Genomic DNA, 26,288 nt, shown 5'->3' on the forward strand with positions numbered 1-26,288 from the left:
TTACAAACACATTACAATTTATAAAGCGCCTTCAACCGGGATTCCTTTCTTCATGAACAGCCGTTCGAGCGCTTCGATTTTGTCCTTCGTGTATTTCCTGTAGTGCTCATTATACACGCTCGGTTCCTTCGGGTTGGCAAATCTGGAGATTTCACCGGTGACGGAATCGATCCATTTGCTGGACGCGCCGCACCCCAAGCCGATGATCGTCTGCATTTCCTCCATGATGATGATGTTGTAGATGCTCTCCCTGCCCGGTAGCGCATATCCGACATTTTCCAAATTGCCCAAGATATTTTTCTGGCGGTACAAGTAATACGGAGAGTATCCGTTGCGGTTCGTCCATTCCGCGGCCATGCCCATCATGGCGGTCGCCTCGGCCCGGCCGGCCACCCGGTATTGATCGGCATGCTTATTCCGGGTCATTTCCGAAGCCCGTTTGAACGAGAGCGTATGAACCGTCAGCGATTCCGGCATTAATTCCTCCGTTTTGCGAAGCGTATAGGCAAACTCATCCGCCCCTTCACCCGGCAGGCCGATAATCAGATCCATATTGATGTTGTTCATGCCCATCCTCCGTGCCAGGCGGAATTTCTCAAGCGTTTCTTCCACCGTATGATGCCTGCCGATCACATCCAGCGTTTTTTGAATATATGACTGTGGATTGACGCTGATTCTGCCGATTCCCCATTTTTTAAGGACGTCAAGCTTATCCTCGGTGATCGTATCGGGACGGCCCGCCTCTACAGTAATTTCCCTGACCCTGTCCATATGCGGGAATGATGCGTACATCCGCTCATAGAGCATGTCCATTTCTTCGGACGTGATGCTGGTCGGCGTTCCTCCGCCGAAATAAATGGTCGTGATCCGCATGTCGTTCTGCTTCAGCCAACGGCCGATCTCCTCCATCTCGTAGTGAAGTCCGCCCAGGAAGGAATCCACCGATCCTTGTCTGCCGTTGATCGCATAGGCCGGGAAAGTGCAATATGCGCATTTGGTCGGGCAAAAGGGAATCCCGATATAGATGCTGACCTCGCGGCGAAGATCGTACAAATCTGGAACCACCGACAGCTGGCGTTCGACGATCCGCCGCATGAGCGCGATTTTCTCTTCATGGATCAAATATTGCTCCCGCAGAACCCGGAAAGCCTCTTCCTGCGAAGCGCCGCTTCCGAGCATCCGATGCAGCAATTTGGTCGGCCGGACACCGGTAAGGATGCCCCAGGGCTGCTCAAGCCCTGTCCATTCCTGAAGGATTTGAAGCAGCGCGTAACTCAGCGACAGGCGGATTTCCCTGCGGCGCTGTTTGTCATCGGCATCCGGTGGCAGAGCTTTTTCACGCACAGCCTGATATAGCTTTCCGGATGCTGGGTCTGTCAATTCGGCGGAGGAATTGGCCGAGATGACTTCCCCGTGCGGCCTGAATCCTGTGGTTTTCAATTGAATCCGCAGTGCGTCACCCGATTCCGGCGGGCCGGCTGCGTCCCGGAAAATCAGCTCCGGTTCGTCGAAAAACAAACGCATGATATTTTCGATAGAATGCCGAAGCTGTTCGGCGACACCGATCATCTCGAATTTCATAACCATTCCCCTTTATTTCAAAAATTTCAAATGGCGGTATCTGATCTTGTCTTCTATCACGCCGGGGTCCGGTTCAGAATAAAAAACGGGAAGATGTTCCTCCGTATCCATGTGCAAGGATTCCTGAAAACTGTTGTGCAAAAGCCGATTCTGCGAAGAAAGCGTCAGCTGTTCTTTGCCCGAGCGATGCATTGTCACACACCTTCGTTTTTGGGCTATATTGTCTCCAGAACAAAAAAAATAATCCCTGTGGAATTATTTGCTGTCCAGAATCAGGGTAACCGGTCCCCAATTGGTCAAAGCCACATCCATCATTGCTCCAAATACCCCCGTTTCCACTTTCAAGCCCCGGCGGCGGAGCGCATCGTTGAACTGTTCATAAATCCGTACGGCATGCTCCGGACCGGCAGCGTTCATGAAATTCGGCCTCCTGCCTTTCCGGCAGTCGCCGTAAAGTGTAAATTGCGAGATCGAAAGAACCTGACCCCCGATATCCAAAACGGAATGGTTCATCTTTCCCTCTTCATCTTCAAAAATCCGCAAATTGGCGATTTTTTCGGCCAGATAATCTGCATCCCGATCCTTATCCTCGTGGGTGACGCCGACAAGCAGAACAAGCCCCTTGCCGATTTTCCCGACGATCTCTCCGGAAACGGAAACCTGCGCCTCTTTGCTTCGCTGCGCCACGATCCTCATTGCATCTATCACTCCAATCGCAATCTATAGGAGTCTGTCCGATGAAGTAAAAATGATGAATATTTATTCAATTTAATCGTTATTCCGAAAAAGGGATGGCACTCCACCGCTGTTGAAATTCAAGTTGTCTTGAATTGTCTCATGTGGCAACAACTTGATTTCAAAGGCGGACGTAAACTTTCCATTTTTCTTACTGCATGATGCGCTGCACCGAATAGACATCCTTGAGCCGTTTGATTTTATCCACCACGGATTGAAGATGGTCGGTGTTGCGGATCAGAATGGTCATATGAATCAACGCCATTTTATTTTTGTCGGATCGCCCGGATACGGCGGACATATTCGTTTTGCTTTCCGATACGGCCTGAAGCACCTCGTTCAGCAGTCCCCTGCGGTCGTGTCCGGTTATTTCGATTTCCACGCTGTAGTTGGCCTCCGCCATATCGTCCCAGCGCACTTGGATTAACCGCTCCGCTTCTTCCCCTTCTCCAAGCGGAATGTTCGTGCAATCCGCCCTGTGTACAGATACTCCCCGTCCCCTTGTAATATATCCGATAATCTCGTCTCCCGGCACCGGATTGCAGCATTTGGCGAACCGGACCAGCAGATTGTCGACCCCCTCCACGCTGACGCCGTGCGCCGGCCTGCTCTTCCGCTCGGGTGCGGACTTGACTTCCTTCATTTCGGAGGTGAGCTGAATCGATTGAACTTCTTCCGCTTCTTTGCGCGCCTTATCCGTGAGCCTTGTGGAAATTTGCGCAGCCGTTATGCCGCCAAAGCCGATGGCGGACAGCATATCCTCGATATCGTTGAAGTTGAACTTTTTAGCCACTTCCAGCATCTTATCATCAGCCATAAAATCGGAAGGTTCAAATCCCTGCCGCTTCAGCTCGCGCTCGACCGATTCCTTGCCTTTGGCAACATATTCCTCCCGCTTCTCCTTTTTGAACCACTGTTTGATTTTGCTTTTGGCTTGAGAGGACTGGGCGATTTTGAGCCAATCCTGGCTGGGTCCGTACGAATGCTTGGAGGTCAGGATTTCGACGATATCGCCTGTTTTCAATTTATAATCCAAAGGCACAATTTTACTGTTGACTTTGGCGCCGATCGTGCGGTTGCCGACTTCCGTATGGATCCTGTAAGCAAAGTCCAGCGGCACGGAACCCGCGGGCAATTCGATGACCTCTCCTTTGGGGGTGAACACGAAAACCAGATCGGAGAAAAAGTCCATTTTGAGCGATTCCATGAATTCCTTGGCATCGCTGGTTTCCCGCTGCAGCTCGAGAATTTCCCGGAACCAGCCCATTTTCTCTCCAAAGCTGCCCGTCGGCACCACAGTGCCTTCCTTGTAGGCCCAATGGGCGGCGATGCCGAATTCCGACGTCTGGTGCATTTCCCAGGTGCGGATCTGCACCTCCAGCGGCTCTCCCTTCGGTCCGATCACCGTGGTGTGCAGGGATTGATACATGTTCGGCTTGGGCATGGCGATGTAGTCCTTAAATCTTCCCGGCATCGGCTTCCACAAAGTATGGATGATCCCCAATGTCGCATAGCAGTCTTTAATATTGTCAACAATCACGCGGATCGCCAGCAAATCATAAATTTCGTTAAACTGCTTGTTCCGCGCGGTCATTTTTTTGTAGATGCTGTATATATGCTTCGGACGGCCCGAAATGTCCGCCTCGATTCCCATTTCCTTGACTTTTTCCTTGATGTTGTCGATGACCTCGAGAATGTACTGCTCGCGCTCCGCTCTTTTTTTCTGCATCAGATTGACGATCCGGTAATACTGCTGAGGGTTCAAATATCTGAGCGCGATGTCTTCCATTTCCCATTTGATTGCGGAGATCCCGAGACGATGCGCGATCGGGCAAAAAATTTCCAGCGTTTCATAAGCGATCTTCCGCTGATTCTCCTCCGATTGGTATTTCAGGGTGCGCATATTGTGCAGCCGGTCGGCCAATTTGATCAGAATAACGCGGATATCCTGCGCCATGGCAACGAACATTTTGCGGTAGTTCTCGTTCTGCTGCTCTTCTTTGGTTTTGAATTTGATTTTCTCCAGCTTCGTCAAGCCGTCGACAAGCATTGCGCAGGTGGTGCCGAAATGCTCCTTCACCGCATCGAGCGAAACCGTCGTATCCTCTACGACATCATGAAGCAGAGCGGCAATAATCGAGGTCCCGTCCATATGCATGTTGACCAGGATTTCCGCTACGGCCAGCGGATGAAGAATGTACGGCTCGCCGGATTTCCGCAATTGGCCGTGATGGGCTTTATCCGCGAACTCATATGCTTGCCGGATTCGCTTCAAATCATCGGCCTTCAAATATTCAGATGCCTTTTCGATCAGCTGCTCAACACCCATTGCTGCTCCCTTTCCCTTTTCCTTATTCCTATCATTATGATTTTCCTTCGGACATTCGTCAACTATTGACGAAAGGAATCATCGCGGTATTGAATATAATATGAAAAAGACCCTTTTTTGCGTGTTATATCCATCTGAGTCCCATCCATTTTCAGGAAAATTTTTACTTGTCAAAATCGCGCATTTTGTGGAAGATGAAGATTGAAGAACAACAGAATCGCATTTTAGGAGGAAATATGGCTCATTCCATGGAACAGACCTTTATCCTGATTTTGGTCCTATTGGCCATTGCCGCGGGAATTACGGCGATCGCCAAAAAAATCAACATTCCTTATCCGATCGCCCTTGTTGTCGTCGGAGCGATCCTCGGCATGGTGAACTTTCCCGCTCTGGAAAATCTGAAGGATCTGGTTGTCGGCGATGAAGTGTTCCGGTTCATCATTATTTCCATTTTCCTGCCGACTCTGCTCGGAGAAGCCACATTGAAGCTCCCGTTCGGACATTTATTGGAAAACCGCAAGCCCATCCTCACACTCGCGCTTGCCGGAACCTTGATTTCATATGCCGTCGTCGGGTTTTTGGCCCTTTACTTGCTTCATATGTCTCCCCCGGTCGCCTTTGTTTTTGCGGCGCTGATGGCTGCGACGGACCCCGTGAGCGTCCTGTCGATTTTTAAAAGCATGGGGGTCCCCCCTCGTCTGGCAGTCATCATGGAAGGAGAAAGTCTGATCAATGACGGCGTTGCCGTGGTGCTGTTCAAGATTTCATCGGTCAGCTTGTCGGCATATTTGGCGGCGGGCGCGCTGGGCGCGGGCGAAGGGCTGCTGGAATTTGCCAAGGCTTCGCTGGGTGGCTTGCTGATCGGGGCCGGACTGGCCTATCTGTTCTCGCAAATTGTCCGCTTTTATGACGATTATCCACTAGAGATCATCATGTCGATGGTGCTGTTCTACAGCGCTTTTTTTGCCGCTGAAGCGGTTGATGTCTCCGGCGTGATCGCCGTGGTGGCGGCCGGGCTCATCTTCGGCAATTACGGAGCGCGCATCGGAATGAGTCCGACCACCAAGCTGAGCATCAGGACATTCTGGGACGTGGCCGCGCTGATCGCCAATTCACTCGTATTTTTGATGGTCGGCCTGGAAATCGCGCGCATGGATTTGGGCGGCAAATGGGGCATGATCATCGCCGCCATCATATTTGTTCTGGCCGCCCGCAGCATTTCCGTATATGCAAGCCTCAGCTTTCTTCGGAATATCCCGTTGAAATGGATGCATGTCTTTAATTGGGGCGGGCTGCGCGGCTCTCTATCGATCGCCTTGGCGCTGAGTCTCCCGCCGGCGTTCCAGGGACGCGAGGAGGTTCTGCTGCTGTCGTTCGGAGTCGTGCTGTTCTCGCTCGTGGTCCAAGGCTTGACCGTGAAGCCGCTGGTCAAGACCCTGGGATTATCCAAGGCCGGAGAAGGCCGGGAGGACTATCAACGAACGCTCAGCGAAATCCAAAGATATTTATCCGGACAGCAATCGCTGGAGGACATGCGCAGGCAAGCCACCGTTTCGCCGTTCATTTACGATAAAATCAACGCTGAATACCGCAGCAAGCTGGAAGAAGCGTACCGAAAGCTGGAGGAGCTCTACAGCGAGCATCCCCGCCTTCAGGAGGAACAGATGAAGCATGCGCGGAAAAATACCCGGTATGCCGAGCACGAGGCTGTAAACCGGTTGGCGAAGCATGAGATTATCAGCGATTCAATAGCTGAAGAACAGCGTAAAACGATCGTCGATCTGATAGAAAAGGACAGCGGGAACGAGTAGGATCGCCTCGACTGTTCGCTCTCTAGGAGTCTGTCCGACGGATTGATTTTCGTGGATTTTTATTCAAATGATTAGTTTTTCCGGGAAAGGGACGGCACTCCACCGCTGTTGAAATTCAAGTTGTCTTGAATTGTCCCATGTGGCAAACGCAAGAAAACTGCATCGGAAGCATCCACTTAAACTTTCCGTGCTCATTCCCTTTCCCTCCATCACTGTATGAATAAATATTCATAATTTTACGTCGGACAGACTCCTAGTACTGTACCAAGGAGAAGACCTCGGTATTTCCGAGCTTTTCACGTCCGTTCAATTCGAGCAATTCAATGAGAAATGCCGCGCCGACAATTTCCCCCTGCAACTGATTGATCAGATTGACGCAAGTCGAGATCGTGCCGCCCGTCGCCAATAAATCATCCGCAATCAAAATTTTTTCGCCGGGCTGGATGGCATCCTTGTGCATGGCCAGCTTGTCCTGCCCGTACTCCAACTCATAGCCTTGCTCCACATATTCCGCAGGCAGCTTGCCGCTTTTGCGGATGGGCACAAATCCGACTCCAAGCGCATAAGCGAGCGGCGCTCCAATGACGAATCCGCGCGCTTCCGGACCTGCAATTTTGTCGATTTTCCTGTCCTTGAACAGTTCGGCCATTTGATTGACAACTTCCTTAAACGCCCCGCCGTTTTTCAGCAGGGTTGTAATGTCTTTAAAGCGGATGCCCGGCTTGGGAAAATCCTCCACAACGCGGATATGCTCTTTGAAATTCATACGATCTCCTCCGTCAAAAGATTGTTTGTTTGGGAATGCCCCAATCGGGACAAAAACCATTCGGTCAGCTCGTCAGCCGTCGAAAAAACCAGCGCCTTCTCCACTTCCGACCGAAGCAAACTCTGCCTGTAACGAATCGAGGAAGCAAGATCCCTTTTTTGCGGTTGGGGTATGCAGTGAAAACGTGCCCCTATGCGTTCGATAAAAACGAGCTCCTCAAAAATTTCCAGAATCATCCTGATCGTCGATTCGGACAATCCCGTTCGTCTTCCGAGCGATTCCAGCATCCTCTTGTCATCGGCCGGCCAGCTGCCCTGTTGGGCAATCGAGGCATACACCTTTTTGAACATTTCTCTCGAGGGAATGGGAGCCAACCCGGAATCGGCATCGGCAAATATGGCATAAATCCGGGTCAAGGACGTCAAACGCCCTAGCGCAGCTTCCATTTGCTCAAGTTGATTGGGCAGCGTATAGACCAAAGCCGTTTTGATGCCTTCCGGTTTCATCCGTTCCGCCCAACGATTGTGCGGTGCAAAATTCCCGTCGGGCGTCAAGGACCAGACAGAAGCGTCTCCCGATCTCAGCGGAATCGGCAGAAGCTCCAGCTTGCTTGCATCGGACACGATGAATGCCTGTTCCCCCGACAGCGGATGCATTCCTCTTAATTTGTCGAGCAGCAAGCCGAGCCGATCCGGAGAAGCGTCCCGTTTATTCCTCCAGTCAAACACCTGCACTTGCAAAATCCGCATGTCCTGCAGGATGATCTGCGGCTTGCGGATACCATTCCATTCATTGACCGACATTTCGCCCAAAATATCGATATTCGAAGACGAGGATATCAATTCAGACAAGCCGCCAAAACCGAAGCCCACCGCTTCCTTGGCCGCCCCGTTGTTATTTCCGTCCGGCGACAGCATGGTCATCTTCAAATGCTTCCCGTCCTTACCAATCGTCCGCAGCTCGCTGAGCTTCAGCTCCCTCATCACGAAGCGAGGGGAAGGATTGCCCGTGCCGAACGGTTCAAGCAGGCCGATTTGCCGGATCGTCTCCAGATTTACATCCTCCAGCCGGCATTCCAAATCAGCCGACAGATTCGGGATCAGATCCTCTTCCGAAAGCCATTCTTCGGCAATCCGGTTCAATCGATAGGCCAAATGAGGAAGGTTTTCAACCGGAAGGGTCATTCCTGCGGCGGCCTGATGCCCCCCGTAATGATCCAGCAGCTCCCCGCATTCGGCAAGAGCCTGACGGATGTCAAAGCCCGGGATCGATCTGGCCGAGCCTTTGGCCGTCCCCGTGTCAGGATCGATGCTCAGCACGAGTGTCGGGCGGTAATATTCTTCCAGCACTTTTGAGGCGACAATCCCGACGATCCCGACGTTCCATCCTTCCTTGGATACGACAAGCACCTTGCGGCCCGCATCACCGCCATCCTTGATTTGCTCAAAAGCCTCCTGCGTCATTTCGTCGGCTAACCGCTGCCGTTCTCTATTCAGCATGTCCAGATGAACGGCCGCATGCTCCGCTTGCTGCTCGTTATCGGCGGTCAGCAGCTGAACCGCTTGGGCCGCGTGCTCAAGTCTTCCGGCCGCATTGATTCTCGGTGCAAGCGCATATCCGATGTGCGTTGCGTTCATCACTCCGATATCCACATTGGAAACTCTGCACAATGCCCGTATCCCCTTATACCCGCTGTTTCGCATACGCTCCAAGCCCAGCTTGACCATGATCCGGTTCTCGCCGTTCAAGGGCATCAAATCGGCAACCGTGCCGATCGCGGCAATCTCCAGCAGCTCCTCCGGCAGCCTGCCGAGCAGGGCTTGCGCCAGCTTGAAGGCCACCCCCGCGCCGGCCAGATGCTTAAAAGGATATCCGCAGCCCGGCTTCTTCGGATTGATCACGGAATAGGCGTCCGGCAGCAATTCAGGCGGTTCGTGATGGTCCGTCACGATCACATCAATATTCAGGCTTCGCGCATATTCCACTTCCTCAACCGCACTGATCCCGTTATCGACGGTAATCAGCAGAGACACACCCCTGTGCCGGGCATCATCCAGTGCGGCGGGATTCAAGCCGTAACCTTCATGCAAGCGATGCGGGATGTAATAATCAAAATCCGCCCCCAGCATGCGGAGCAGATAGAACATAAGCGATGTGCCGCTGACTCCGTCGGCGTCGTAATCGCCGTAGATTCTGATTTTTTCACCGGATGACAAGGCGCGGCGAATTCGTTCGACCGCTTCTTTCATGCCATTCAGCAAAAAAGGATCATGAAATTGTTCATGACCTCCGAATAGAAATTGTTCAGCCTCGCAGACGTCCGAGATTCCACGGACGGCAAGCAGTTTGGCCAGCAAAGGGGAAATATTCAGTTTGTCGGCAAGCACATCTGCCTGATGCCGTATGTCATTCTGAAAATTCCATTTGGCTTTTGGTCGAAGCATGAACGCCTCCTCTAGTGCAGCAGTGTCGGAAAATCATCATGATCGGGGTCGACATTGTTTTTATAGGGATACCCCGGATCATAAGGATTCACATGGACAAAAACGTCAGAAACATGGCTGAATCGCGTAAGCAGTCTGTGTTTGACCGCCTTTGCGATATCATGACCCTCCGATACGGTGATTCGCGGATTTACGCTGATTTTGAGGTCGATAATGACATAATGGCCGTGCTCCCTCGCTCTCAGTTCATCCACGGCAATCACGCCGTGCATCGTTTGGATCGTCTGGTAGAGCTCCTGTGTGTCATCGATCTGCAAAACATGATCCAATGTATTATGCACCGTTTCCTTGACCAGATCGTAGCCCATTTTGAGGATTTGCGCGGAGACAACCACCCCGGCAATGGGGTCAAGGTAGTACAGCCAGGGAACCCCAAATATCCCGCCCAGCACCGCACCGCCGACTCCGATCAGCGCCGCGACCGATGAATAAACATCCGAGCGATGTTCCCATGCATTCGCCACCAGCGCTTGACTGGAAAGCTTTTTGCCCAGCCGGTACTTGTATTGGAACAAGGCCTCCTTTACCACAATCGATGCGATAATGGCAATGATTGCAATCCCTCCGGGTGGAGCGCTGACACCGAAATACAGCGATTTGACGGAGCTGATGAAAATTTCGATGCCGACAAACAGCAGGATCACCGAGACGACGATCGCCGCTATCGGCTCGGCTTTGCCGTGACCGTACGGATGTTCTTTGTCCGGCTGCATTTGGGCTGCCCGCAAACCGACCAGCACAGCCAGCGAACCGGCCACATCCGATGCCGAATGGGCCGCGTCCGCCATCAACGCCTTACTGTTGGAGATATATCCGACAATTCCTTTCATGAGCGCCAAGGCCAAATTCCCGACGACTCCGATCCACGCAGCCCGTTGGGCTTTCATAAAACGCTGTTCCGTCAATCGAGCCACTCCTTGTATCAAACGTATTTCCTTATTTTGCCGCCGCGGTTTTTTTGGAGGAAAGACTCCTGTTCTTTAATAATATCCAAATCGGGCTTGCAATGAAAATGGAGGAGTAAGCGCCGCTGACCAACCCGACGATCATCGCCAAGGAAAACAGGCGAATCGCCGGACTGCCGAAGATAAGCAGGCAAACAGCGGCAACCAGAACCGTAAGCACGGTGTTAATCGACCGGGTCATCGTCTGCCAAATGCTTCGGTTGACAACTTCGGCGAGATCTGAAAACTTCTTAAGCTTGGCAAACCTGAGATTTTCCCGGATCCGGTCAAAGATGACGATGGTATCGTTAATGGAATAACCGATTATGGTCAGCACAGCTGCCACGAAAGGCAAATTCACTTCCAGGCGCAGAATCGAAAAGAAGCTGATGACGATAAACGCATCGTGAAGCAAGGCCGCGATGGCGGCAATCGCGAAGCGCCATTCAAAGCGGATGCTGACGTAGACAACGATTCCGATGCTGGCATAGGCGATCGCCTGCATTGCTTTAAAAGCCAGCTCTTTGGCCATCTCGACGTCCACCGTGTTTTCTTCATAGGTCACCTGATTGCCGAAAGCCGATTTAAAATTGGCAATTATCTTTTCGCTCTCATCCTGGTTCAGCACCCGGTCGTAACGGGCTGTGACCCGGTCGTTATTGCCGCCCAGCGTGACGATCTTCGGCTGCGGAATCTCTCCGCCGGAGAGAAGCTTTTCGGCGTCCGCTTTCGCTTCAGCTTCTGTATTGGCGATCGTTTTGCCCACCGTAATGTCCAGCGTCGTCCCGGATCTGAAATCCACCCCGTAATTCAAATTAAAGATGAGCAGCGTAAGGATTCCCAATACCGTAATGGCAATCGACAATGCAAAAAATCTATTCCGGTTTTTCACAAAATCTATTTTATAATTCACTGATTTCCGCCTCCTTGACTCCGAAATGCGCCGGCTTCTTGGCAATATTGCCGCGTATCAGCAGATGGAGGAGCAGCCTGGAAAGAAATACGTTGGTAAAAATACTGACCAGTATGCTCAGGATCAGCGTCAAAGCAAAGCCTTGAATCGCTCCGGTGCCGATGAAATACAAAACGGCCCCCGCCAGTATGGTTGTAATATTTGCGTCCATAATCGTTCTAAAGGAGTTTCTGGAGCCTGCCTTCAGGGAAGAAAGAACGCTTTTGCCGCTGCGTATTTCTTCCTTGATCCGCTCATAGGTAATGATATTCGCATCCACCGCCATGCCCATGCCGAGCACGAATGCGGCAATACCCGGAAGGGTTAAAGTGGCGTTCATCAAGTAGAATACCAGGATAAGCAGCCAAGTATAAAGAATGATTGTTATGCTGGCCACGATCCCGGGAATCCGGTAATACCCCATCATGAACAATAGAATCAGCACAGTCCCGATGATGCCGGCCCTGACCGTTTTCTCGAGCGACATCTGTCCGAGAGTGGCCCCGACGCTTTGTATGTATTTCTCGGTCAATTTGACGGGCATTGCTCCAAGATTGATTGTCTCGGCGATGTTTTTGGCCTCGTCGTAGGTAAAATGACCCGTGATCCGCGCATCCGCACTGTTGATCGGCGTAGTCACCTGCGGATTGGAAAGCAATTGGTCATCGAGATAAATTCCCAGCGTGTTTTGCGGGTAAGGCTTTTGAGACAGCCGTTTCGTCACTTCATAAAATTTCTCTTTGCTTTTCAATTTTATCGATATGAACGGGACCGTCGTTCCTTGTTCAAACTGCACGGAAGCGCCGCCCTGCACAAAATCGCTCCCGATCAGTTCTTTCGTGCCGTCGCTGGAACGAAAGGTCAACTCCGCAGGTTTCTTCAAAATTCTGCGCACTTCGTCAGGATTGGTCACGCCGGCGATCCGGACGCGAATCCGGTCCGTACCCTCCGGTGTGATTTCGGGTTCCTCGACACCGGTCCGGTTCACCCGTTGCGCGATGCTTTGCGCCGCCTGCCTCAGCACGTCCTGGGTCAATTTTTGCCCGGGTTCAATCGGCTGAGCCTCATACAGGATCTCAAACCCTCCCTTGAGATCAAGACCCAGTCTGAGATTCTTGACCAGATCCGGACTTGTCCAGGCAACCACCCCAAAGGATATGACCACAATGAGCAGAAATGCCGCGATTCTTTTTACATCCATTCTGCTTTAACTCCCTTCCATCCTCAATATTCCTATTATAACCACGCTCAAAAATCGAGTCAATTTTCATGACATAATTCGCTTCGAGTCGATAGGAGAAAGCGGAATGCAAGGCTCTGTCCCATTGAAGGCACGTCCTGTTCATAGCAGGAGACGTCTACTTAATGGGCGTGATATCCAAACGGGTGAATGCTTCAGCCCATACGAATAAACCGGTGGAAGGCGCCGGTCGGGAAAGCGGTATTCGACAAAATTCGCCTCATTAAGACAAACGTCTGTTGTGGGACGGTATTCGCGTTATTGATCGTCAGCTGTGGGATTCTCGGAAGCTCCATCCCTGCCGTCCGCCGCTCGCCGCGGTCCGCCGGCGAATCCCAATATCGCGGAAACGAGGAAGAAGCTGCCCGCTCCTTCCCATAACATCAATGCGGAGATTACCCCCAATGCCGCCGAGAGCAAACAAATCCAAGCGCCCCATCTCGGCTTGACCGGAATCCACAGGGCTCCGGCCGCGCCGATGAATGACAGACCGTATGTCATCCAGGGGATTCCGGCCACCTCGCCCGTTTGTTCGATTTGTGCGGTATAGATGCCGATTGCGCATCCGAGCAGTCCGATCATGAAAGCAGCTATTTTCATTTCGTCCGAGCTCCTTTCAATTTGAAGCCGGAAGTCTGCAGGGTTTGAATCCCCAGATAACTGAGCGAACCGAATAAAAAGGTCATGATCGACACATGCAGCAAAAAAGCATCCAGACTGATCCGGGTGGCAATCAGCAGGCCGCCGCTAAGGGCTTGCATAAGCATCAGCAGCAGCGCCAGCAGGGTGCCGCGGAAGATGTCCGGTCTGGTTTTGCGAATCAAATAAGCACGAATGTATAGGTTGATCATCAGAACGATTAAACCGAGCGCAATCGACCTATGAATATAGTCCAAGAGGACGGCGTTACCCGCAGTCATCCACGATTCCTGGGGAAACGGCCAACCGCGAAATTTGTCGCCCGCTCCGGTTCTGCTCACATAAGCCCCGAAATATACGGCCCCGTAAACATAGACGAGCGTCGTCCATATCCATCGCTTGATCGAAACGGAGAGCGGCTTGAACCGGTCCCCGTTTCTTGGCAGAGACGAATCGTCAGATTCCAGCTTCCAAATGGAAATCGTCATCAGCAGCACCCCGCTGAAAGCAATCAGTGAAAATCCGAAGTGCAGCGCCAAAACTGCCGGCGGATTTACAAAGAACACGGCCATCGCCCCGAGCATCGCCTGCAGGCCGACAAAGATCAGCGAAATGGCGGCCAGCGCTTTGACATGCTTTCGTCCGCGATAGCGCAGGACGGCCCAGACCGATAATGCGACAAGCAGGATCGTGACAAAGCCCACCACAGCCCGATGGCTGAATTCAATGAAAGTATGCGCATCCCAAGCTGAGGGGACGAATTTCCCGTTGCAGAGCGGCCAATCGCGGCCGCACCCAAAGGTCGAGCCCGTTTCACTGTCCACAAACCCCATTAGATTGATCAAAAACAGTCCCGTCAAGGTGACGGCAGATAACCATTTGATCGGGCTCAGCCTTTTTCTTCCCGATGCATGAACAAGATGTTCGGCCATTCTGATGACCCCCCATACGACGTTAATTTAGTGGTGTACATTCATGACCATAAAAATAAACAGAATCGGCAGATAAAGGATCGAATACTTGAAGACGCGCCTTGCCCACTCATCGGAACCCTGGTTCTTCAGCAGCATGACTTCCATCACGGTGAAAATGCCGTTCAATAAGACGGCCGCGATTAAATAATCAATACCGACCCTGCCGGTAAAATACAAGCTGATCGAGATTGCCGCCAACAAACCGGTATAGACCAAGCTCTGCCGCTTTGTGCTGCGCTCGCCCGCGACTACAGGCATCATCGGAATCCCCGCCCGCTGGTAATCCCCCTGCTTATACAAGGCAAGCGCCCAAAAGTGAGGCGGCGTCCATAAAAACACGATCAAAAACATGATCCAGGGCGTCCAGCCCAAATGACCGGTCACCGCCGCCCATCCCACCAACGGGGGAAACGCCCCCGCTCCACCGCCAATGACAATGTTCTGGGGGGTTCGCCTTTTCAGCCATACGGTATAAACGACGACATAATAAATGAACCCGGCGAACGACAGCAGCGCCGTCAACGGATTCACAAACACACCCAAAACCCATATCGATAAGATCAGCAAAGCAATTCCGAACCAGAACGCATTGCGGGCCCGGATCCTCCCTGAAGGAATCGGCCTTTGCGCCGTGCGTGTCATGACCGCATCAATGTCCCGGTCATACCACATGTTCATTGCCGCTGCCCCGCCCGTGGAAAGCGCCAATCCGAGCAAGCCGAACAGGGTTGCATGCAGGGTCGGAAGTCCTCCGGCAGCGACAATCATGGCGCAATATTGCGTAAACAGCAAAAGAAACATGATGCGGGGCTTTGTCAAGGCGGCATATCCGTTTACCGTTTGAACCGCTTTTGACAAAGGCAGCCAGTGCGAACCCGCTATTTTTTCCAACGGCATTTTGGCGAGAGACATGACCAGCCCTCCTTCTTTGGGTACAGATGGGAAAGGGCCCCCACGCCAACAGTTCATCACTCGTTTTTGCCCGGGAGCCCATATGCTGTTTACAACAGGTTAGGCATGTGTTTCCGGCGGCAGGTCGGTATGGGAATCGGCGCCTGATTCGAGCGCCTCCATTTCTTTTTGCATGTCACGGTCCATGCCGGTCGCCCAACGGGTCAGTATGATAATCAAAAATGTCATTACTGCGATTTGAAAGATCCACCATAAAATATCCCACCATATTTGAGTGCCTTGCGAATTCGGAATGATAAAGGGAAGCTGCGGCCAAAACGGTTCCAATGTCCATCCCTCCTTTGTCGCTTCATCGGATCTGCAGCATGTTATACGAGGTACAGCACCGCATACATGACAATCCAGACGATAATCGTAAACCTCCAATATAATGCTGTCGAATAAACGCCCCATTGATGATCGACAGCCGCTCCGAAATTTCTGACCCTCATGCGAACGGAGAGCAAAGCGGCAAGACCAAACAGAAGATACACATCAATCGTCCCCAAGCTGACCAAAAACGTTTCTCCGTAATGCGTCAAAGAATTTACGGAATGATTGACCACCTGAACTCCGATCAGCAGCCAGGACACGAATCCCAGCAGCAAAGAAAGTCTTATCGAGCTCAGCACCCTCTTGAAATTGCGCTCTTTCACGCCTCTTAAGGCTTCGCCGACAGTGACCCAGCTGACCAGCATCAGAACTGCCGCCACCAAGCCGATGATTTGATTAGCCTCCGGAGAAACATATGCCCCCACCATCAAAACCCGGACATCGATCAGCACAAACAGGGGGATAGCCAAGCTGAACAGCACTAGAATCAAACTTCCGCGCATTTTTTTGAGTTCCATCGGGGACAATTCCCCCGAGGCTGATTGAACGCCCTCGTGCAAATGATCCATTTCAACCACCCCTTAATTTTCATAACGCAAGATCACGTGTCAGCGATTCCGATTTTGCCTTGCGGCGCTGAGGGAGATTTACAGTCGTCGCTGTAATCGTAAAAGCCGGACACGACCCTCGGCACGGATGCGAAGCTGTGCTCCGCCGGCGGCGAAGCGGTTTGCCATTCCAACGTTTTGGACTTCCAGGGATTCTCCTCGCAAACCGGGCCTTTGACCCAAATCCGGAGAATATAAACGATGTTGAACAGAAACCCGAGTCCAAGCAAAATCGCAAAAATCGAAATTTCAAAGTTCATCGGCTGCAAATACTGGGGATAGACGGGAACCCAGCGGTTCATTCCCCTTAAGCCGATCACGAACAACTGTGCGAAGGTGGCGTTAAACGCGAGAAATACCCAGACGGCTCCGAATTTCCCCCAGGTTTCGTTATACATGCGTCCCGAAAACTTGGGAAGATAGTAATACAAGGCGGCGAGCGACGAGAAAACCATTCCGCCGATAATCGTAAAATGAAAATGGCCGACGATAAAGAATGTATCGTGCACCTGCATGTTGACCATCGGATCGGCCAAAAACAAGCCCGTCAAGCCGCCGATCAGGAAATTGAACATGCTCATCAGCACCAGTATCGTCGGCGTCGTAATCTGCAGCTTGGATTTCCACAATGTGCCGATCGCCACCATATAAGCAAAGCCGGTCGGGACGGAGATCATTTCCGTGAAGAAGGAAAACGGAAGAATCTCCTGGTTCCGCATCGTCGGGAACATATGATGGGCCCAAACCAAGCCGCTGAACAGCATCACGAAGACGAGCCCGATAATTCCCCATTGTCTCGCAAACAGCGTCTTTCTTCCCATGACCGGTATGATTTCCATCCATAAAGCCAGAGCCGGAACAACGACAATGTACACCTCCGGATGTCCGAACAGCCAAAACAACTGCAAGTAGGTCAACGGACTGCCGAGCGCCGTGAAAAACGGCAGCGGAACGATTTTATTGAGCAGGCCGAGCACGAAGGTCATCATGATTTCTGGAATCCAGATAATATTCAGCAGGCTGACCGCAAGCATTCCCCACGCATACATGGGCAAGCGGTTCCAGGTTAAACCGGGCGCTCGCTTGTAGATTATCGTCGCTGTCAAATTCAATGCCACAATCAGCGAAGAAAGCAATAAAGCAAACACCCCGAGATAATAGAAGATGATGCCGTCGGCATCGGATTGAGCCAACGGCTCATAACCGCGCCAACCGGTTGTCCAGTCGCCCAGCAGCGGGCTGAATGCAACGGTCAAAATTCCGAAGGGCACAAGCCAAACGCTCATTCCCGACAACCTCGGAAAGGCGCTGGAGTTGGAGCCCACCATCAGCGGAATCAAATAGTTTCCCAAACCGCCCACCATAAATACCGTACCGACGGAAAACATCATGATCGTTCCGTGAATGCCGACGGTGGATAAATATTGCTGCGGAAATTGGAACAGCCACATATGGTCTTCCATCAACTGAATCCTCATCAACATGGCCGCTATTCCGGCAATCACAAAGCCTCCGGCCGAGGAAACCATGTATTGAATGCCAACAACCTTATGATTCGTGCTGTATCCAAAATAACGTCTCCAACCGGAAGGTTCCTGCCAGCTTGACATCCTTCCGAACGCCGGCTTCATGAACGCTTCCCACGTCCCCGTACCCAATACCCAGCCCAGCATAGCTCCTATCCAGCCGAATACAACGGAAACCTGGGTAACATACTGGTGAGGGGTTTCTTGAGACATATCGGCGACAATCGCGTTTAAGGCAAGAAATCCGACAAGACCCCATATGAATCCTTTAAACACCGGAGGAATTCGACGGGAAGCTTGGGATAAAAGCGGCAGGTCTGCAACGGGAATCCTGCTCATATTGAGATCCTCCTTCCAATTTCCTATGGATTTTCGGGCAGTCTATCATGACCATCAAGATCCCTGCAGTTTCTTCTCTTTCTGTATCCACTTGGCAAAATCATCCGCAGACACAACTTTCATCGGCGTCTCCATAAACGGATGTCCCGGACCGCAAACTTCTGCGCATTGTACCCTGGCCATCGGGTTTGCGTCGGTCGAGGTGATTTCGGTCGGTGTAATATATTCATAGCGGGTTTCCCCGGGAATGACATCCGTCTTGATGCCGAAAGCGGGAATCCAAAAGCTGTGGATGACATCCACCTGGTTATTGTATGTGTGTCTCGGATCGTAAGAGCGCAGTACGAATTTGACCGCTCTTCCTTTCGGCAGCACCAGTATATCGTTGCCGTTGTCGTCCACCGCTTGCGAAATTCCGTACTGCGGATAGCTGTAAAACCATTCCCACTGCCGGGCCACGATATCGACCTCAAGCGTGTCGGAACTCTTGTTGGCCTCTATACCATCATTAAAATATTCCTGCTGCGCGGATGCCGTCGGATGGATGAAAAGAAAAAGATTGACGAAAAGGCTGACGGCAATCCAGACACTGACATAAATTTTGTTGAATTTCGTTTGAATCTTGCTGTTTCCCGGCTCTTGCCGCCAATTGCGAAAGCGCAGCCATGAAAAAATAAGCATCAGAACAATAAACATAAAAATGGGCACGGCAACGTACAAAATGAACTGTGCCGCCCGTTGGCCGTCCTCTCCTTGGGTGGAGGCCACAAAATAATAAAAATGTGATCCCGCAATATAAGCGGCATACTCTCCCAGCAAGCTCAGAATGATCCACAGCACTGCGAAAACCAGATAATCCAACATGATATCGCGTCCTCTCAAAATGAACTGTTGTTGCCGCACCAGTTCAACATCCTTCAAGAAATCAAGCAGGCAGAATAACCAAGGTTCCCTGCATGCCCGCTTCGTAATGCCGATATCCTTGGACAAAGCAGCCGTAATACCAAGTGCCGGGTTTGTTCGGTACCGTGAAATCGAAACGAATCATTCCTCCCGGCATCAAAGTCGGACTGAAATTGCCGTTGCCCGGCGCTGTGATCAACCACGGATGCGGCGTGACATTACAGGTCACGACGGCGTTGTTGGTTGCCAGGTTGTCAACCGCATCGGCTTCTGAAACCATAACATGGACTCCATCCCAAAAATCCTCGTGAAATTGCGTTTTGATCGGCCCGAATTCGCTGGGTGTCGTATCGAAGCCCCTGCCGATCATCATTTCATGAAACCGGTTCGGGCTCTTATTCGTCAACACCATACTGATCTGATCGCCCACTCTCCACGTCATCCTGGAAGGAGTGTAGGAATAATCCCGCGTATAGACATTAATCACTCCCGAATTAACGGGGGTCCCCGTCACTGCCTCTGCCACCTGCGCGATAGCCGATCTACCAAACAAAGCTCCGATTCCCACAACCGCAAGTCCCGTCATACCGATAAGAAACTTCCGCCTGCTCCAATTGACCTGGTCTTCATCAGACGGCTTTTCGGGATGATCCGTCATAGTTCAAGGCCTCCTTTCAAGTCAAAAAGAAATGCCCGGTTCGCCGTTTTGCACAACCTTCAAGGCAACCCACATGCCGATATCCTGCTGTGTGGAACGAAACTGCGGAAAACGGTTGATCAAGTTGGCAATTCGGTAGGTTCCGGGTTTATCGGCTACAAATTTATAGGTTTGCGTATCTCCCGGCATCACTCCCGGTGTAGGATTCCCGAGTATATCCTGAATGGAATCTCCCGCTCCTTGAAAGGCCAGCCGGTTTTGCGAGTCATATACGCCAACCCCGGCGGGAATGCCGCCTTGATTGGAAAATTGCATGTTGACATGGTATCCTTCGGGAATCGTAATGACCATTTGCCCGTTGGCGTAACCGTTGAAATTATCGTAATCATTCGCGTCATTATAGCCCGCAATCAGTTGAATCATAACCGTTTTGGTTGACGCGTCTGCCTTCAACCATGAAGAATTTGAGGAATTCGCTTGGCTGGCACAGCCGGAAACGACAAAAAAAACACACGCTATCAAGAAGGCCAACAACTTTGATTGCTTCATACAAAGTCCACCTCCCGACCAAGTGGGATATTGACAAACTTTTTATTTGTTGGACAGCTCCCAGCTATTCCATCAGTCCTCCCCCCCCCCCCCCCGAGGTGTCCGACAATAGAACTATGTTAAATCATATGACATGAGATTTTTGTTTATTCCTGTAGTACGGACTAAAAAATCCTCCCCTGCACTCGGTTTGTCCACTCTTTGTCGAATGTTTGCGTAAAATGAAAAATAAACAGGGGTAACGCCAACAAAAATGTTGGCGTTACCCCAAAGAGCTTCAATTTAGAATCGTATACCTTTATATGCGTTCAATGTCATCCAGTTCATGTATTTGGTAACCTTCAGGGAAAGAATGTCGTTGACGACCCTGTGCAGCTGCGGCAATCCGTCCCGGTATTGGTCGCTGACGAACGCCCAAATGTCCTTTCCCGTAACGTTCTCATAGCCCAAAAGCATGAATTCCTCCGCTTTGCTGTTGCACAGCTCTTCCATAAACTGCGTCAGCTCTTCCTCAGACAGCGCTTCTTCAAGTTGTTCCACCGTTAATCAAAGCCTCCTGTCATATGTTTCCCTGTTAGCTTCATTATTCGACAAGCTGCCTTTAAAATCCTCCAGCCAAGCGCAAACATCCACTATAAAATGTGCATGAGCACCCGAGACAAGCATATGCATTATTATGAGAATTTCAAGCAGGGAGAAGGAATCGTATGGGCAAACAATCATTCATTCACGGAGCTATGATCTTGCTGGCGGCCGGAATCATCAACCGGATGCTCGGTTTCGTTCCCCGCATCGTTCTGCCCCGTATCATCGGGGCGGAAGGGGTGGGGCTTTATCAAATGGGCTACCCGCTGCTGATCGTTCTGCTGACGCTAATTACGGGAGGCATTCCTTTAGCCGTCGCCAAATTGGTGGCCGAGGCGGAATCCCGCAAAGATGAACAGCGAATTCGCGTCGTCTTGTCCGCAGCTCTCCTGATTTCAACGGGCTTAAGCTTCTTGTTTTTTGTCGGCATTCTATTGTCCGGAGAATGGATCGCCACTCATCTGTTCACGGACCGGCGGGTTCATTACACATTTATCGCCATGAGCCCGATTCTCATATTAGTTGCGCTTTCCTCGGTATATCGCGGATATTTCCAAGGAAGGCACAATATGATTCCGACGGCGTCCTCACAGATTGCCGAAACGTTGGTCCGTACTGTAACCGCACTGCTGTTGGCCTATTGGCTGCTTCCGTATGGCATCCATATCGCAGCGGCGGGCGCCATGTCCGGAGTCATGCTCGGCGAGTTTTTCGGGCTGCTGGTGCTTTTATTGCATTTCAAAATCCATAAGACGAAGGAATTAACCGAGTGGTCGGAGCGTTTTCGTACCGCTGGAGCAATCAAACCCCGCAGCGCAATCCGGCAGCTGCTGGATATCAGTGTTCCGGTAACCGGCAGCAAGCTGGTCGGTTCCGGGTCCTATTTTCTTGAATCGATCATGATCATTCAAAGCTTGGCCGCAGCGGGTATCGCGACTGCCGTCGCAACCGCGCAATATGGTGCTCTTCAGGGAATGGTCATTCCGATTCTGCTGCTGCCCAATGCGCTTACCTACTCGCTGGCGATTTCCTTGATACCATCCCTGTCCGAAGCTGCCGCCAGAAAGGATTTTCGGACGATTCACAAGCGCTTGCACCAATCGCTGCGTCTGGCCTTGGTAACGGGAGCTCCTTTTGCCGTGATCATGTTTGTTCTCGCCGATCCGCTCTGCTATTTTCTTTACCACGACAACGAAGTCGGCGGCATGTTGAAAATGATGGCCCCCGTGGCGCTGTTCATTTATTTTCAAGGTCCGCTGCAGGCTGCCCTGCAAGCGCTTGATCGTCCCGGAACCGCGCTGCTCAATACATTTGTCGGCGCCAGCATCAAGCTGGTCCTGATTGTTCTGCTGGCGACAAAACCCCAATTCGGCATCATCGGCGCCGTATTTGCCATCAGCATGAATATCGTGCTGGTTACTCTGTTACATTGGAACAGCGTATCCAGATTACTTAATTTTTCGATGCGAACATCCGATTTCGGCAAAGTCGGCCTGGGCATGCTTTTGATGGGAGCCGCCTGCTACATGATTATGCACTCTCCGTGGACTTCCCAGTCGTTCGTGCGTTTTGCGGCTTCCTGCTCGGGCGGTCTGCTGCTGTATCTCTTCTTGATGATGCGGTTCAAGCTGATCGACAAATTTGATCTGCTTCGCATTCCGTGGATCGGCAAATTGATTTTCAAATGGCTTTGATGTCAATTGTTTTTATCGACAAAAACGCTGCCCTTATAATCAATCGAGCAAAAAAACACCTCTTTGAAATCCTTTGCCCCTTTCATTTGTATTTGATTTTTCAGCCAAAATCGGGTTTTGTTGATTTTTTTTAAATTTTCATCCTGAACTCTTCCGTCCATGATCAACGGAAGCGGCAATCCTTCGTAGCGAATACTGTCGGTGTCGATCTGTTTCTCCTCTTCAGAGATATCGTCTTTTTTGATGACGGTAAGCTTTCCCGATGTCTCCAGCACCGCAAATTCGACATCCGCGACCTGAGTGACCTTATTTTCCCGCAATTGCAGCATAAGATCGTCAAGACTGTACCGCTGTTTCTGCATCTCCTTGCGGTTCAGCTTGCCTTTGTTGATGATGAGACTTGGTTTTCCGTCAAACCATGAGCGCAGCGTCTGACTTTTCAATGTGATGTACGCGATCGCCAGTTGGATCGCGACCAGCGTGAACATCGGTATGAATCCGGCAGCAAGCGGTTTATCGGTTTCTTCAATAACCAGCACGGCAATTTCGGCGATCATGATCGAAATGACCAGATCAAATACCGACAGCTTGCCGATTTCCCTCTTTCCCATAATTCTCAGCATGAAGAAGACGGCAAAATAAATGAGGACGGTGCGCAAAAAAAGGGTGGGAACATCCATTTGATTCTGCCTCCTTCGGACAAATTCAAATGGTATTCTCACCGCAGCTTTGACGGTTCATGCGGCAATTGGATGATGAAATGCTGGCAGTTTACCAATCCAGTTCCGTTCGTTCCAGTCTAAAGAATAAATAGCAATACATAGATGGTGGAAATCACCAGCGAAACCAGCGTAATCGGCGCACCAATCTTCAAGAAATCCATGTAGGTAAAGCCTTTGCCTTCGCGGGCGGCCATCGCCGCAACAACGACGTTGGCCGACGCTCCGATCAGCGTGCCGTTGCCCCCCAGGCAAGCGCCCAGCGCCAAAGACCACCATACCGGATCCAGCGCACTCGGCTCCACGTTCAATTGAATGCCCATATCCTGAATTAAGGGAATCATCGTCGCAACAAACGGGATGTTATCAATCGTCGCCGATGCAATTCCGGAAACCCATAAAATCAGCATGGAGGTAAACGTCATATCGCCGGCCGTGATATCCAGCGCTTTGGACGCCAAGTATTTGATCACACCGACGTCAATCAAACCTCCGACGAGCACGAATAATCCGGCAAAAAAGAAAATCGTCGTCCATTCTACAGCATGGAACACTTCATCGATATCATGCTCCTTGACCCCGATCAGCATCAGCAAGGTTGCCCCGGCGACCGCGACCACCGCCGCCTCTACATGTATAACGGAATGAAGCGCGAAGCCGGCAATGGTGATCAGCAGCACGATTAAAGACTTATTCATCAGGGGCCTGTCAGTTATATAATCCTCCGCACTAAGTCTCATGAGTTCATCTTTATTTTCTTGCGTCACCTTCAGGGATTTGCCGAAAAACTTCATGAAAATCAGGATCGTGACGGCCATGATGATAATAATGACAGGTGTCAGCGTAACGATAAAATCATTGAAATTCAAATGAGTCGCCGTTCCGATCATGATATTCGGCGGGTCCCCAATCAGAGTTGCCGTTCCTCCGACGTTAGAAGCGATGATTTCAGAAATTAAATAAGGAAACGGATTTACCTGAAGAATCCGGGTGATTGAGAAGGTGACCGGGACGATGAGCAGTACGGTTGTGACGTTATCCAAAAACGCGGAACCTATCGCAGTCAGCAACGCTAAAAATACGAGAATTCGGATCGGATCGCCTTTGGCCGATTGCGCCGCTTTCACGGCGACATATTGGAAAATCCCGGTTTTATTCGTGATGCCTACCAAAATCATCATACCGATCAAAAGAAAGATAGTCTCCCACTCAATATGATGCTCATATGCTGTTTTCAAGTCAACCATCCCGAAAATAACCATTAACAATGCGCCTACTAAAGCAATAACAGCGCGGTTGACTTTTTCCGTAATAATGAAGGCATAAATGAGCAGGAAGATGACGACTGCGCCAACGACCTGCCATGTAGGTACTGCAGAAACAAGCTCCAAACAAAGACACTCCCTTTCTTGGTTTCCGCCAAACGAAGTATGTAGCCGGGACAAAGCTTTTTGTTCACGCACCATTATACTAAATACGCTTTCACGCGTCCATCGTTCCAAAAAATCCGCCGACTTGGATTTGGACGAATATGTACTAATTGCGCAAGCTTGACCATAAAATGGTGGTAAAATCTCCGAGGAGGAATCCAAATGAAAACGATTCAAAATACAGGGGTGGTTTCCCCGTTGTTTCGGGGACTGGTGACGACCTTTATCTTCTTATTCGCCGCGTCCATCATCGTTTCTCTTTTGGTTTTGTGGACGGAAATGAAAGAACAGTCCCTTGCTTTTTATGCCTATTTGATTCACGGATTGTCCATCTTTGCCGGCGGACTGGCCAGCGGTAGAAAAGCGGATAAAAAAGGCTGGTATCACGGCGCCGTTCTAGGTATCGTGTACAGTCTGCTCATCCTGGCCATCGCCCATTTCGGCTTCGATTCCACGCTCGGTCTCAACGCCCTGTCCTTAATTCTCTTGTCCTTGATGCTGGGCGCCCTGGGCGGTGCCATCGGGGTGAACGTCAAAAAATAATTCCGCCAAATTGCCCGCTCTTCCCGTTCATGATATAATAATTTGCGCTGTCTTCCGGGAACCATCGTTTGAAAGGGAGGGGCTCTCATCAATGTATCTTTACCAATCCATGTCGCATATTTCCATTGCCATTGCCATTCTGGCCGTCGCGGCGCTGACCATTTCCCTGAAAACGAACCCGCTCGCTGCGGCAGCGTCGTTCGTGCGGCAATTGATTGTTTCCCGCAAATATTTGCTTCACCTTGCCGCCATGCTGTTGATCCTGCTGATCAACAAGTTCGAATTATCCGTTGAAGCTTGGATGAACTCAAGCGCCGACTTCACACCCGATATCTACCGGCTTGAAGGGGACTTTATCGCGAATTTCCAGCATTTTTCGGCCAATCCTGCGCTCACCCAAGTCGCTGCTTTTTTTTACGTCGTCGTTTTCCCGACTTTGTTCGTTGTTTCCCTGGGCATTTATACGCATGACAAAAACAAGCAATTGTTCTATGCCCTGACTTATACGATGCTTATCAATTATATCGTCGCCATGCCATTTTATTTGTTTTTTCCGGTCAACGAAGTTTGGGATTTCCATCATGGCGTCAAATTCATGATCCTTGATGTTTTTCCCGCATTCGAACAGCAATACCGTCCCTTATCCGGCATCAATAATTGCTTTCCCAGCCTTCATACTTCCATATCCGTATCCATGGCGTTGCTGGCTTTGAAATCAAACAGCCGCTTCTGGAAAATCTATACGATGGTGTCCGCAGTCATGATTATCTTCTCCATTTTTTATCTCGGTATCCATTGGCTGACCGATGCGGCGGGCGGACTAGCTCTTGCCTTTTTTGCGGCTACCGCGGGGATCAAGCTCAGCGAAGGCTTATTCTTTTCGAAAAAATACCGTTTTGTCGGAACAAGCGGCAGTAAAACCGTCGGCAAATAAAAGATCGTCGAATCTCAAAGCCACAGTCGCTTACACGGCAT

Annotated in this window: 25 protein-coding genes; 4 read left to right on the forward strand and 21 right to left on the reverse strand. The window is 50.9% G+C overall.

Annotated features, from left to right (window positions below; genetic code table 11):
• Positions 1-18 precede the first annotated feature (18 nt).
• From VF724_RS10150 to VF724_RS10165, 4 genes are all read right to left on the reverse strand, one after another.
• A complete protein-coding gene (locus VF724_RS10150; protein ID WP_371754128.1) occupies positions 19-1,581 on the reverse strand; it encodes a coproporphyrinogen III oxidase in 1,563 nt (520 codons plus the stop codon).
• A gap of 12 nt (positions 1,582-1,593) precedes the next feature.
• Positions 1,594-1,773, reverse strand: a complete 180-nt coding sequence (locus VF724_RS10155; protein WP_371754129.1) for a hypothetical protein — start codon at positions 1,771-1,773, stop codon at positions 1,594-1,596.
• Between the two features lie 63 nt (positions 1,774-1,836).
• Positions 1,837-2,277, reverse strand: coding sequence for a D-aminoacyl-tRNA deacylase (dtd, locus tag VF724_RS10160; RefSeq protein ID WP_371754130.1), 441 nt, complete (start codon positions 2,275-2,277; stop codon positions 1,837-1,839).
• A gap of 190 nt (positions 2,278-2,467) precedes the next feature.
• Positions 2,468-4,645, reverse strand: coding sequence for a RelA/SpoT family protein (locus tag VF724_RS10165; RefSeq protein ID WP_371754131.1), 2,178 nt, complete (start codon positions 4,643-4,645; stop codon positions 2,468-2,470).
• Positions 4,646-4,881: 236 nt separating this feature from the next.
• Between VF724_RS10165 and VF724_RS10170 the strand changes: the two genes are divergently transcribed.
• The gene (locus VF724_RS10170; protein WP_371754132.1) at positions 4,882-6,456 is read left to right on the forward strand and encodes a cation:proton antiporter; all 1,575 of its coding nucleotides are present in this window, start codon (positions 4,882-4,884) and stop codon (positions 6,454-6,456) included.
• A gap of 253 nt (positions 6,457-6,709) precedes the next feature.
• Here the strand turns inward: VF724_RS10170 and VF724_RS10175 are convergent, their stop codons facing one another.
• From VF724_RS10175 to VF724_RS10245, 15 genes are all read right to left on the reverse strand, one after another.
• Positions 6,710-7,222: an adenine phosphoribosyltransferase gene (locus VF724_RS10175; protein WP_371754133.1), complete on the reverse strand. Its 513-nt coding sequence runs from the start codon at positions 7,220-7,222 to the stop codon at positions 6,710-6,712.
• Positions 7,219-9,666, reverse strand: coding sequence for a single-stranded-DNA-specific exonuclease RecJ (gene recJ / locus VF724_RS10180; protein ID WP_371754134.1), 2,448 nt, complete (start codon positions 9,664-9,666; stop codon positions 7,219-7,221). Before recJ ends, VF724_RS10175 begins: the two co-directional genes overlap by 4 nt.
• A gap of 11 nt (positions 9,667-9,677) precedes the next feature.
• Positions 9,678-10,631 (reverse strand): cation diffusion facilitator family transporter, encoded by a 954-nt coding sequence (locus VF724_RS10185; RefSeq protein ID WP_371754135.1) that lies wholly within the window; start codon positions 10,629-10,631, stop codon positions 9,678-9,680.
• A gap of 31 nt (positions 10,632-10,662) precedes the next feature.
• Positions 10,663-11,583 carry a protein translocase subunit SecF gene (secF, locus tag VF724_RS10190; protein WP_371754136.1) on the reverse strand — a complete coding sequence of 307 codons (921 nt, stop codon included), beginning with the start codon at positions 11,581-11,583 and terminating at the stop codon, positions 10,663-10,665.
• On the reverse strand, positions 11,573-12,823 hold the full coding sequence (gene secD, locus VF724_RS10195) for a protein translocase subunit SecD (RefSeq protein ID WP_371754137.1): 1,251 nt from the start codon (positions 12,821-12,823) through the stop codon (positions 11,573-11,575). Before secD ends, secF begins: the two co-directional genes overlap by 11 nt.
• Positions 12,824-13,120: 297 nt before the next feature.
• Positions 13,121-13,462: a hypothetical protein gene (locus VF724_RS10200; RefSeq protein ID WP_371754138.1), complete on the reverse strand. Its 342-nt coding sequence runs from the start codon at positions 13,460-13,462 to the stop codon at positions 13,121-13,123.
• A complete protein-coding gene (locus VF724_RS10205) occupies positions 13,459-14,433 on the reverse strand; it encodes a COX15/CtaA family protein (protein WP_371754139.1) in 975 nt (324 codons plus the stop codon). The genes VF724_RS10200 and VF724_RS10205 overlap by 4 nt, the downstream gene beginning before the upstream one ends.
• Before the next feature lie 27 nt (positions 14,434-14,460).
• Positions 14,461-15,387, reverse strand: a complete 927-nt coding sequence (locus tag VF724_RS10210; RefSeq protein WP_371754140.1) for a heme o synthase — start codon at positions 15,385-15,387, stop codon at positions 14,461-14,463.
• A 99-nt stretch (positions 15,388-15,486) separates the two neighbouring features.
• The gene (locus VF724_RS10215; RefSeq protein WP_371754141.1) at positions 15,487-15,714 is read right to left on the reverse strand and encodes a hypothetical protein; all 228 of its coding nucleotides are present in this window, start codon (positions 15,712-15,714) and stop codon (positions 15,487-15,489) included.
• Positions 15,715-15,755: 41 nt separating this feature from the next.
• Positions 15,756-16,328: a cytochrome c oxidase subunit 3 gene (locus tag VF724_RS10220; protein ID WP_371754142.1), complete on the reverse strand. Its 573-nt coding sequence runs from the start codon at positions 16,326-16,328 to the stop codon at positions 15,756-15,758.
• 32 nt (positions 16,329-16,360) lie between these two features.
• Positions 16,361-18,232 (reverse strand): cytochrome c oxidase subunit I, encoded by a 1,872-nt coding sequence (locus VF724_RS10225; RefSeq protein WP_371754143.1) that lies wholly within the window; start codon positions 18,230-18,232, stop codon positions 16,361-16,363.
• Between the two features lie 54 nt (positions 18,233-18,286).
• Complete coding sequence (locus tag VF724_RS10230) at positions 18,287-19,135, reverse strand: cytochrome c oxidase subunit II (protein WP_371754144.1); 849 nt, start codon at positions 19,133-19,135, stop codon at positions 18,287-18,289.
• Between the two features lie 22 nt (positions 19,136-19,157).
• Entirely contained in the window at positions 19,158-19,793 is a 636-nt protein-coding gene (locus tag VF724_RS10235) for a hypothetical protein (protein WP_371754145.1), read from the reverse strand.
• A 21-nt stretch (positions 19,794-19,814) separates the two neighbouring features.
• Positions 19,815-20,342: a sulfocyanin-like copper-binding protein gene (locus VF724_RS10240; protein WP_371754146.1), complete on the reverse strand. Its 528-nt coding sequence runs from the start codon at positions 20,340-20,342 to the stop codon at positions 19,815-19,817.
• A 282-nt stretch (positions 20,343-20,624) separates the two neighbouring features.
• On the reverse strand, positions 20,625-20,882 hold the full coding sequence (locus tag VF724_RS10245; protein ID WP_371754147.1) for a post-transcriptional regulator: 258 nt from the start codon (positions 20,880-20,882) through the stop codon (positions 20,625-20,627).
• Between the two features lie 167 nt (positions 20,883-21,049).
• Between VF724_RS10245 and spoVB the strand changes: the two genes are divergently transcribed.
• Positions 21,050-22,621, forward strand: a complete 1,572-nt coding sequence (gene spoVB / locus VF724_RS10250; protein ID WP_371754148.1) for a stage V sporulation protein B — start codon at positions 21,050-21,052, stop codon at positions 22,619-22,621.
• Positions 22,622-22,623: 2 nt separating this feature from the next.
• On the opposite strand, the gene VF724_RS10255 is transcribed toward spoVB, so the two are convergent.
• Together VF724_RS10255 and VF724_RS10260 are read right to left on the reverse strand one after the other, a co-directional pair.
• Positions 22,624-23,301 carry a DUF421 domain-containing protein gene (locus VF724_RS10255; protein ID WP_371754149.1) on the reverse strand — a complete coding sequence of 226 codons (678 nt, stop codon included), beginning with the start codon at positions 23,299-23,301 and terminating at the stop codon, positions 22,624-22,626.
• A gap of 119 nt (positions 23,302-23,420) precedes the next feature.
• Positions 23,421-24,731, reverse strand: coding sequence for an ArsB/NhaD family transporter (locus tag VF724_RS10260; RefSeq protein WP_371754150.1), 1,311 nt, complete (start codon positions 24,729-24,731; stop codon positions 23,421-23,423).
• A gap of 201 nt (positions 24,732-24,932) precedes the next feature.
• Between VF724_RS10260 and VF724_RS10265 the strand changes: the two genes are divergently transcribed.
• Both VF724_RS10265 and VF724_RS10270 read left to right on the forward strand, forming a co-directional pair.
• A complete protein-coding gene (locus VF724_RS10265; RefSeq protein WP_371754151.1) occupies positions 24,933-25,313 on the forward strand; it encodes a TIGR04086 family membrane protein in 381 nt (126 codons plus the stop codon).
• Between the two features lie 91 nt (positions 25,314-25,404).
• Positions 25,405-26,247, forward strand: a complete 843-nt coding sequence (locus VF724_RS10270) for a phosphatase PAP2 family protein (RefSeq protein ID WP_371754152.1) — start codon at positions 25,405-25,407, stop codon at positions 26,245-26,247.
• Positions 26,248-26,288: the final 41 nt, after the last annotated feature.

Source organism: Ferviditalea candida (assembly GCF_035282765.1).
GTDB lineage: Bacteria > Bacillota > Bacilli > Paenibacillales > KCTC-25726 > Ferviditalea > Ferviditalea candida.